This window comes from Vibrio sp. D173a, assembly GCF_030248475.1.
Genome location: NZ_JAHGAH010000270.1, coordinates 1 through 10,460, shown reverse-complemented (window position 1 = coordinate 10,460; position 10,460 = coordinate 1). Strand labels below are relative to the sequence as shown.

Below are 10,460 nucleotides of genomic sequence, written 5' to 3'. Positions count from 1 at the left end.
TGATGAGGCGTTGTGTTCTTCGAGGGTCTTTAAGTTGTGCTTGTCCAAATTGTTCTTGTGCCCAAAGTTTAGCGTCTGAGTGTGTCATCTTAGTGTTTCAGTAAGGATTGCTAAGTGATCAGATCACACACACTTGAAAGAGTTCAAAAAAAATCCCCAAGCTACAAGCTTGGGGATTTGTGTATAAGAGACAGCCGTGCGGAGGCTTTAGGAATACTACGAAAATAAAGGTTGTTTACTGAATCTTCTCGTAAAACGCATCGCTTTTCGGGTAGTCACCAGTGATGTCTGCCAGTGTGCCTTGGTCGTTAAAGTTAACGATAAGATCTTTTTGCACTGATTCACCGTGACCTGGAGTGTGGTGGTAAATGTAGTACCACGTATTTGGGTAGCCATTTTCAACCAACATAGGTGAACCAAGAACGTAGCGAACCTGTGCTTTAGTCATCCCAAACTTTAATTTATCAACCGCACTTTGTTCTACATAGTTGCCTTGGTTGATATCAATACGATAAACCAGTTTTTCCAATACCGAACATCCTGTCAGCAATGTCATTGCTAATGGTACGGCAACTAACCACTTCTTTAATTGCATAATAATTTCTTAGTAACTTTTAAAATACTGCGCTGATAATAAACAAGCTCGACGCAGATGTAAAAAGCTATGCGTCGTATGGTAGGAAATCTGACAACGAATTTTGAGTTGAGTTGCATTTATTCATCGATATTGCACGCTAAATGACGGAACATGACTCACAAATTCGCGTAAACCTAGAGCTGAACAGTTTGTCACGCACAATAATGGCATTTTTGTCAGGCCAATGAGGGAGAAAGTTCAGCGATTATTTGGCTTGTGAAAACTCAAGTAGAGTATCGCCGGAAAAGCGATAGTACTCTTTCTCGGTGACTCGCTCAGCGCCAATCGATTGGTAAAACCGACCTGCGATAGGATTTGTACTTTCTGCTGTCCAATCTAATCGATGGCAACCATGATTGACGGCAAGAGACGTGAGATATTTCATCAACTTTAATCCTACGCCTTTTCCTCGCGCAGAAGAGGACACAAATAGGTCTTTCAAATACATTTGACCAGAGAGTTTCGGTGCAGGAAACATCACGGTGTAGGTTGCAAACCCCATTATGGTGTCGTCATTGTATGCAGCAATAACTTTGACACCAGAGTACTCTGAAAAGACTTTGTACTTGAGATAATGAGTCAGTTCTTTCTCGGAGGCAGCTTGCTCGTTGAAATAGTATTGCTCCAACTCAACAAAAATAGGGACAAGATCTAAGCAGTTGGTTTTGTTGATTGCTCTGATATCCATTTCTCATCCCTCGCCGATCTGTTAAGCCGCGATAAGCAGTTCTTTTGCGTTTGCCAATGTAGAGTCAGTGATTTGGCTGCCACCAAGTAGGCGAGCGAGTTCTGCCACGCGTTGTTCTTCATCTAGTGAGCGCATTTGTGTTTCAGTTTGGCCGCCTTTGGTGTGTTTGGCTACAAACATCTGCTGGTGACCGCAGCCAGCAACTTGCGGCAAGTGGGTAACACACATAACTTGGGTTGATTCGCCCAGTTTGCGCAGCATCTTGCCAACTACGGCGGCGGTTGGGCCGCTGATACCTACATCCACTTCGTCAAAGATCAAGCTTGGTGTGTCAACTTTCTGCGCTGTGATCACTTGGATCGCTAAGGAGATACGTGATAGCTCACCGCCAGACGCGACTTTAGCGATAGGTTGTAATGGTTGGCCTGGGTTGGTTGAAACCAAAAAGCATACGCTGTCCATGCCTAGCGGAGATGGATGCGCGTTTTCGTTGTTCACTTCGATACTGAACACGGCTTTTTCCATGCTCAACTCGTGCATGCTTTGGGTGATCAGCTTGTTCAATTCTTTAGCATAACGGCTGCGTGATTTGTGCAGTTTTTCTGCTTGAGTTAAGAAGCTTTGGTATTTCTGCTCCACTTCTTGTGCTAACTCATCTAAGCGTTCATCAGAGCAATCTAGTGCTTCGATTTGTGCCAGCAGATCTTGGTGCTGCTGGTATAGCTCATCAGGCATCACATGGTGTTTGCGAGCCATCGACATCACTTTAGAAAAACGTTCTTCGACATAAGCCATACGACCCGGATCGACATCAATGCCGTCAAGGTAGCTGCGAAGTTCGTTTTTGGTTTCTTCTAGCTGGATCATTGCTTCTGACAGCATGTTTGGTAGTTCAGCGAGTTTCTCATCTAATTCCGCTAATTGGATTAGGGAGTGATTGGCCGATTGCAAAATACCAAGCGCATTGACTTCTTCACCTTCGTAAATAAGTTCGATGGCTTGCTGACAGGTAGCGGCAAGTTCACCGCTGTTGGACAGTCGTTTGTGCTCTTGCTCGAGCTCTGCGAATTCTTCTTCACCTAGCGATAACTCATTCAGTTCTTTGATTTGGTATTCAAGCAACTGTTTTTGTGCCTGGTTTTGCTGGCTGTTCTCTTTTAGCTGCTTAAGGTTATTGTCTGCCTGACGCCAATGCTGGTAAGCACTGCGTGTGCTTTTTAATAGGTTTAAATGTCCTGCATATTGGTCAAGCATGGCCATTTGATGCTCGCTTTTCATCAATTGATGATGTGCGTGCTGCCCATGGATGTTGATCAACAACTGCCCAAGAGATTTGAGTTGTGAAAGTGGGACTGGGCTGCCGTTGATGAAGGCTCTAGAGCGGCCCTCTTTGGTGATGATGCGACGCAAGATACATTCGCTGCCATCCAGCAGGTCATTATCTTCTAGCCAACGCGTTGCGTGTAGATTGTTGTCCAGTAAAAAGGCAGCGCTGACTTCGGTTTTTTCTTCGCCTTGTCGAACCATGCCTGCATCGGCACGCCCGCCTAAACAAAGACCTAAAGCATCAATTGCAATGGATTTACCTGCACCTGTTTCACCAGTGATGGTGGTCATGCCCTTTGAAAGCTCGAGCTGTAAAGACTTAACAATCGCAAAATTATTAACACTTAGATGAGCCAGCATTTTTATTTACCTGTATAACTGAACAATACTGTATAAGAAAACAGTATATACTGTTTCTTTATACAGTAAAGGTGGGGGCGGTATTTTTTATGAAAGAAGCGGTTTTTTGTGATGGATAAAGGAAAAATAGGCCGCGCAAAATAAAACGATTTATTTAAATTGAATAAGTTATGATCGATTTGGATTAATTGTGAGCGCCTCAAAAACGGCTACGGTGTTAGTGGTTTCTTTTAGGTGAGCGACATTCAGAGGTGTCTACATCAGGAGGGAGAATTATCGATAAAGTCATCCGGTGTGATAGGGCGGAGCATCGGGAATTGTATCGATAATTGGGTTAGTGACTCGAAAAGTGATGGCATACGACTGATAGTTGAGCGCTTATTTCTGCGTTTTTAAAAAAGGTTGATGCTTTCACATCAACCTTTGTTTATTAAAACAGTTTGCTTGACCAACCAAGTTTGTTTCTTAGTACGTGGTAGTAGCTGTAGTCTTTTGGATGAATTAGCTTAAGCACGTTCGGGCTTTGATAGATATGTATTTCATCACCCGGAGACACTGGTAGGGAGACTTGTCCGTCACAGCTCACTTCTTGTGTGCCGCGGTTTTCTGGTGACACGATCAGTTTAATACGGCGCTTACCGTCCACCACTAATGGTCGGCTTGAAAGGGTATGTGGGAACATTGGCACCAAAGATATCGCGTTTAAGCTTGGTGACAGAATTGGACCACCACCAGAAAGCGAGTAGGCAGTCGAACCTGTTGGGGTCGATACGATCAAGCCGTCAGCACGCAGGGAAAACGCAAAGCTGTCATCGATGTAGACTTCAAATTCAATCATGTGTGCTACTTGCCCTGGGTGAAGCACTGCTTCGTTCAAGGCTGCGTTGTGGCTTTTGATTTGTCCGTGGCGATGAATCTCTGCTTCTAACAAAAAGCGCTCTTCTTCAATGTACTTGCCTTTCAGTACAGCCTTTAATGCTTCTTTGAAATCGTCCGGATTTAAGTCCGTTAAGAAGCCTAAGTTACCACGGTTTACACCGATGACGGCCACGTCAAAGCGCGACAAAATACGCGCAGCACCCAACATGTTGCCATCACCGCCAACAACGATAGCGAGATCCGCGTTTTTACCCAGTTCAACGAGGCTAGCAAATTGGCTTTGCGGGATTTCGTCTAAAATTGCAGCAAGGCGATCATCGATAAACACTTGGTAACCCTCGGATGTCAGCCATTCGTACAACTCTCTATGAGTTTGTATTGCCTGCTGATCTCGTGGTTTTCCGATAATCGCGATCACGTTACATGGGTTTTTCATAGCATTTCCGCATTAAAGAGGCTTGAATCAGGAATCTTCATCCCCATAATAATGGCAAGTTACCTAAATATGCGAATTTTTATGTGGTTAAAGCCCACAAAACGTGAGTGGCTTTAAGGACATTAAGTTGAATTCTGGAGATATCATGAGCAACGAAGAAAACAAAGTTACAGAAGAAGAGCTTGATCAAATCATCGAAGAAGCGGAGAAAGTAAAAGCGGCAGCACAAGAAGCTGAAGCAGAACTTGAAGACATTGGTGATGAGAAAGACGCTAAGATTGCTCAACTAGAAGCAGCACTACTTTCTAGCGAAACAAAAGTGAAAGACCAGCAAGATGCGGTTCTTCGCGCTAAAGCTGAAGTAGAAAACATGCGTCGTCGTACTGAGCAAGAAATCGATAAAGCTCGTAAGTACGCTCTGAACAAATTCGCTGAAGAACTACTTCCAGTTATCGATAACCTTGAGCGTGCAATCCAAGCTGCAGATGCAGAGCACGAAGTGGTTAAGCCAATTCTTGAAGGTGTTGAGCTAACGCATAAGACATTTGTAGACGCAGTATCGAAATTCGGTTTGAAAGAGATCAACCCAGAAGGTGAAGCATTCAACCCTGAATTCCACCAAGCGATGTCTATTCAAGAGAGCCCAGATCACGACTCGAACACAGTGATGTTTGTGATGCAAAAAGGCTACGAGCTAAACGGCCGTGTTGTACGTCCTGCAATGGTAATGGTTGCTAAGTAATCAGTTAACCTGTTGATATAAATATATTAAAACGCCCGCCATTAAACAGCGGGCGTTTTTGTTTCAAACATGTACTTAGCATATTTACTTCTCTGAATATGCGATGAATTTGAAATTTGATCCTCTTCAAAGTTTTTCTTATTGGGAAATATTTTTCTTATAGGATACATCCTTTCTTTATATTGCTTACTTATGGAATGCTGTGTCTATAAGTGGCTGTTCTGACTTTCCTTCGAGATTTAATTCTGAATATGAATGTGGATCTAGTGATTTACTTTTAATGTTATCTATTAACATTTTTATAAAGAAAGTCTTTATTTTGTAACTCTGGTGTGTATTATTCGCGATGTCTGCCGTAAAAACCAGCAGATGTAACTATAAAAATATAAATAGCAAACACAACATTTCGGAGATTTATGATGGATAAATCGCTTTCTAGTAAGATTTTTATTGGTTTGTTCGCCGGCCTTGTGCTGGGTACAGCTATTCAGTACTTATTTAGCGGTATTGCGATTTTTGATACCTATATCCTAGGTACGGCAGAAGGGGCAGGCGGCATGTTCGTTTCGCTGATTAAACTTCTGGTTGTTCCTTTGGTTTATGTATCAATTGTATGTGGCATTGTTGAGCTTAAAGACATTCGTTCTTTTGGTCGCTTAGGTGGTAAAACCTTTACTCTTTACATTCTGAATACCGTCGTTGCGATTATTGCTGCTCTTACTGTTGCTATGATTGTTCAGCCTGGTGCTGGCGCAAACCTAGCGGGTACGATTTCTGACTCTGTGGCACTTAAGTCAACAGAAACGCCGGATATCTTCTCTATGGTTGTGAACATCGTTCCGAGCAACCCGGTACAGGCGTTTGCAAATGGCGACATGCTACAGATCATCTTTATGGCAATTCTTACAGGTCTTGCTATCCAAGCGCTTGATTCAAAAGGCGGCCCTGCGGTTCGTACTTTTAAGATGGCGAACGAAATCATGATGAAGCTGATTGGCCTTGTGATGAGCCTTGCGCCATACGGTGTATTCGCTCTGATGATTCAACTTGGCGCAACACTGGATGCAGGCACGCTTGCATCGGTAGCAGGTTATGTTGCTCTTGTGGTTTCAATGCTGGTGCTTTGGATCTTCGTTGTATACCCACTAGCGGTTCAAATGTTCACAGGTATTTCTGCGCGTGAGTTTTCTCGTAAAACACGTGAGCAAGTGCTGTTCTCTCTATCTACAGCAAGTTCAAATGCGACGATTCCAGTAACGATGCGCACTCTTACTGACAAGATTGGTGTGTCTAAGTCGGTAGCTGGTTTTGGTGTACCACTGGGCGCTACGATGAACATGGCAGGTGCTTCAATCTACATCGCAATCGCGGCGGTATTCTGTGCAAATGCATTTGGTCAGCCTATCGCGGTATCTGACCTTGTGACTCTAGGCTTCACTGTTCTACTACTGTCTATCGGTGCTGGCGGTGTTCCTGGCGGTGGTGTAGTAATGGTTGGTGTTATCCTTCACCAATTGGGTCTACCACCAGAAGGTCTAGCAATTGTTGCTGCGGTTGACCGTATTAACGATATGTTCTGTACATCATCTAACGTAGTCGGCGACACTGCAGTAAACACGATTGTTGCTAAGTCTGAAGGCGAGATTGGTAAAGAAGAAATCGTGGATGCTGAGCCTGCACAAGCAAGTGCATAATTGATAATTGCTCACTCAATCGAATTCAAAGCGAGGTCTTAGGGCCTCGTTGTTTCTTTTTAGAGACGCTTCGCTTCGGGAATGGACTTTGTCCTATGGAACGCTGCGCTCCGAGATTTGAGAATCCCGCCCCCCACCTTTTGTGCAACTTTTTTCAATTTTTTTTGCTCTCTCCCTTGAAAAGCTATTCGCAGCCCTTATCTATTGGGCATAAGAGAAGCAAACAACATTATTTTAGTTTGTGAGTAAGGGTTGAAACCCGATTCTACGTCCCCACATAGGGGATATAGCAAAACGAAAATAGAATTTATTCGGAGATAGCCTGATGGGTAAAATCATTGGTATTGACTTAGGTACTACTAACTCTTGTGTTGCTGTTCTAGACGGTGACAAGCCACGCGTAATTGAAAACGCAGAAGGCGAGCGTACAACCGCATCTGTTGTTGCATACACAGACGGCGAAACGCTAGTAGGCCAACCTGCTAAACGTCAAGCAGTAACAAACCCAACTAACACGCTATTTGCAATTAAGCGTCTAATTGGTCGTCGCTTTGAAGATGAAGAAGTTCAGCGTGATATCGAAATCATGCCTTACAAAATCGTTAAGGCTGACAACGGTGATGCTTGGGTAGAAGCGCAAGGCCAAAAAATGGCGGCTCCTCAAGTTTCAGCTGAAATCCTGAAGAAAATGAAGAAAACTGCTGAAGACTTCCTAGGTGAGGAAGTAACTGGCGCAGTTATCACAGTTCCTGCTTACTTTAACGATGCTCAACGTCAAGCTACAAAAGACGCTGGCCGTATCGCAGGTCTAGAAGTTAAACGTATCATCAACGAACCAACAGCGGCTGCACTAGCATACGGTCTAGACAAGTCAGGCGGCGACCGCACTATCGCGGTATACGACCTTGGTGGTGGTACATTCGATATCTCTATCATCGAAATCGATGAAGTTGAAGGCGAAAAAACGTTCGAAGTTCTAGCAACTAACGGTGACACTCACCTTGGTGGTGAAGACTTTGATACGCGTCTAATCAACTACCTAGTAGACGAGTTCAACAAAGAGCAAGGTATCAATCTAAAGAACGACCCACTAGCGATGCAACGTGTTAAAGAAGCAGCAGAAAAAGCGAAGATCGAGCTTTCTTCTACTTCTCAAACTGACGTAAACCTACCTTACGTGACTGCAGACGCGACTGGTCCTAAGCACATGAACGTGAAAGTGACTCGTGCGAAACTAGAATCTCTAGTTGAAGACCTTGTACAACGTTCTCTTGAGCCACTAAAAGTTGCTCTAGCTGACGCTGACCTATCTGTAAACGACATCACTGACGTAATCCTAGTTGGTGGTCAGACTCGTATGCCTATGGTTCAAGCGAAAGTTGCTGAGTTCTTCGGTAAAGAAGCTCGCCGCGATGTAAACCCTGATGAAGCAGTAGCAATGGGTGCTGCAGTTCAAGGTGGTGTACTTGCGGGTGACGTTAAAGACGTACTTCTACTAGACGTTACTCCACTGTCTCTAGGTATCGAGACAATGGGCGGTGTAATGACTAAGTTAGTTGAGAAAAACACAACTATCCCAACTAAAGCGAACCAAGTTTTCTCTACAGCAGAAGATAACCAGAGCGCGGTAACTATCCACGTTCTTCAAGGTGAGCGTAAGCAAGCGTCTTTCAACAAATCTCTAGGTCAATTCAACCTAGAAGGTATCCAAGCTGCACCACGTGGTATGCCACAAATCGAAGTTACTTTCGACCTAGATGCGGATGGTATCCTACACGTTTCAGCGAAAGACAAGCAGACTGGTAAAGAGCAGAAGATCACTATCCAAGCTTCTGGCGGTCTAAGCGACGAAGACATCGAGAAAATGGTTCAAGAAGCAGAAGCTAACAAAGAAGCGGACAAAAAGTTCGAAGAGCTAGCGGCTGCACGTAACCAAGCTGACCAAATGATTCACGGTACTCGTAAGCAAGTAGAAGAAGCTGGTGAAGCACTACCTGCAGAAGAGAAAGAGAAGATTGAAGCAGCTATCTCTGAGCTAGAAACTGCACGTAAAGGCGATGACAAAGAGGCGATCGACGCTAAAGTTCAAGCGCTAATGACGGCAGCTCAAAAGCTAATGGAAATCGCTCAACAACAAGCTCAAGCGCAACAAGCACAAGGTGCTGACGCTGATGCTCAACAGTCTAAAGAAGACGACGTAGTTGATGCTGAGTTCGAAGAAGTTAAAGACGACAAGAAATAATATTTCTAACTAGGCGACTTATGGTCGCCTAGAGTCGATAAGACTTTTGTGTGCGGGCGTTTGGGGTAACTCTTACGCCCGTCTGTTTGTCCAAGCTGTCTTTCTAGTTAAGTATTTTGCAATGAGTGCACTTACCTAGAACGATACAAACACCAAGCGGTAAATCATGCCGTTTGCAGTAATTAATTGGTGACGAAGAACATGTCAAAACGTGATTTTTACGAAGTATTAGGCGTAGGCCGTGATGCCTCTGAGCGCGATATCAAAAAGGCGTACAAGCGTCTAGCGATGAAATTCCACCCAGACCGTAATCAGGGTGATGAGTCTGCAGCGGACAAGTTTAAAGAAGTAAAAGAAGCGTACGAAATTCTCACTGACCCTCAAAAGAAAGCGGCGTACGATCAGTACGGCCATGCGGCTTTTGAACAAGGCGGCGGCTTCGGCGGCGGCGGTTTTGGTGGCGGTGGTGCTGACTTCGGCGACATCTTTGGCGATGTGTTCGGTGATATCTTTGGCGGCGGCCGTCGTGGCGGCGGTCAGCAACGCGCGCAACGTGGCGCAGACCTACGTTACAACATGGAACTGTCGCTAGAAGAGGCGGTTCGTGGTGTATCAAAAGAGATCGAAGTACCTACGCTTGTTCACTGTGATACTTGTGATGGTAGCGGCGCGAAGAAAGGCTCTTCAGCTGAAACGTGTGGTACCTGTCATGGTCACGGCCAAGTTCAGATGCGTCAAGGCTTCTTTGCTGTACAGCAGACCTGTCCTACCTGTCACGGTAAAGGCAAGATCATCAAAGACCCATGTAACGAATGTCATGGTCAAGGCCGTAAGCAAAAAACTAAGACACTTAACGTTAAGATCCCAGCTGGTGTTGATACTGGCGATCGCATTCGTCTGTCTGGCGAAGGTGAAGCAGGAGAAATGGGCGCACCAGCAGGTGACCTATATGTACAAGTTCACGTGAGAGAGCATCACATCTTTGAACGTGAAGGTAACAACCTGTACTGTGAAGTGCCTGTAAGCTTTGCGATGGCTGCACTTGGTGGTGAAGTTGAGGTTCCGACGCTAGATGGTCGTGTGAACCTTAAAGTACCGACAGAAACGCAAACTGGCCGTATGTTCCGCATGCGTGGTAAAGGTGTGAAAGGCGTTCGTGGCGGCGGTGTGGGTGACCTAATCGTTAAGCTAGTGGTTGAGACACCTGTTAACCTAAGCTCTCGTCAAAAGGAACTACTTAAAGAGTTTGATGAGTCTTGTGGTGGCGATGCTGCGACTAAGCACAAACCAAAATCTGAAGGTTTCTTCAACGGCGTGAAGAAGTTCTTTGATGACCTAACCAGCTAATTGCACGGTTAACTGAATCTAATAAAAAGCCTGCAACGATGCAGGCTTTTTTGCATTTAGCGCTTGATAGCTTGATGAATTCAAGCAAATGTGAGAAGTGGACCCCAAT

Annotated in this window: 8 protein-coding genes; 4 read left to right on the top strand and 4 right to left on the bottom strand. The window is 44.8% G+C overall.

The genetic code is table 11. From position 1 onward, the window contains the following. Window positions 1-235: 235 nt before the first annotated feature. From bamE to nadK, 4 genes are all read right to left on the bottom strand, one after another. Window positions 236-595: an outer membrane protein assembly factor BamE gene (gene bamE / locus KIV40_RS23670; protein WP_005424693.1), complete on the bottom strand. Its 360-nt coding sequence runs from the start codon at window positions 593-595 to the stop codon at window positions 236-238. Between the two features lie 247 nt (window positions 596-842). Then, on the bottom strand, window positions 843-1,325 hold the full coding sequence (locus KIV40_RS23665; RefSeq protein WP_005533738.1) for a GNAT family N-acetyltransferase: 483 nt from the start codon (window positions 1,323-1,325) through the stop codon (window positions 843-845). 21 nt (window positions 1,326-1,346) lie between these two features. Then, window positions 1,347-3,011 carry a DNA repair protein RecN gene (gene recN / locus KIV40_RS23660; RefSeq protein WP_285351623.1) on the bottom strand — a complete coding sequence of 555 codons (1,665 nt, stop codon included), beginning with the start codon at window positions 3,009-3,011 and terminating at the stop codon, window positions 1,347-1,349. Between the two features lie 430 nt (window positions 3,012-3,441). Beyond that, window positions 3,442-4,326 carry an NAD(+) kinase gene (gene nadK / locus KIV40_RS23655; RefSeq protein ID WP_012127134.1) on the bottom strand — a complete coding sequence of 295 codons (885 nt, stop codon included), beginning with the start codon at window positions 4,324-4,326 and terminating at the stop codon, window positions 3,442-3,444. A 145-nt stretch (window positions 4,327-4,471) separates the two neighbouring features. On the opposite strand from nadK, the gene grpE reads away from it, so the two are divergent. From grpE to dnaJ, 4 genes are all read left to right on the top strand, one after another. Continuing rightward, on the top strand, window positions 4,472-5,068 hold the full coding sequence (grpE, locus tag KIV40_RS23650) for a nucleotide exchange factor GrpE (RefSeq protein WP_021017883.1): 597 nt from the start codon (window positions 4,472-4,474) through the stop codon (window positions 5,066-5,068). Between the two features lie 419 nt (window positions 5,069-5,487). After that, window positions 5,488-6,762 carry a dicarboxylate/amino acid:cation symporter gene (locus tag KIV40_RS23645; protein ID WP_010648318.1) on the top strand — a complete coding sequence of 425 codons (1,275 nt, stop codon included), beginning with the start codon at window positions 5,488-5,490 and terminating at the stop codon, window positions 6,760-6,762. Window positions 6,763-7,087: 325 nt separating this feature from the next. Further along, the gene (dnaK, locus tag KIV40_RS23640) at window positions 7,088-9,004 is read left to right on the top strand and encodes a molecular chaperone DnaK (protein ID WP_012127136.1); all 1,917 of its coding nucleotides are present in this window, start codon (window positions 7,088-7,090) and stop codon (window positions 9,002-9,004) included. A 201-nt stretch (window positions 9,005-9,205) separates the two neighbouring features. After that, window positions 9,206-10,351: a molecular chaperone DnaJ gene (gene dnaJ / locus KIV40_RS23635; protein ID WP_012127137.1), complete on the top strand. Its 1,146-nt coding sequence runs from the start codon at window positions 9,206-9,208 to the stop codon at window positions 10,349-10,351. Window positions 10,352-10,460 lie beyond the last annotated feature (109 nt).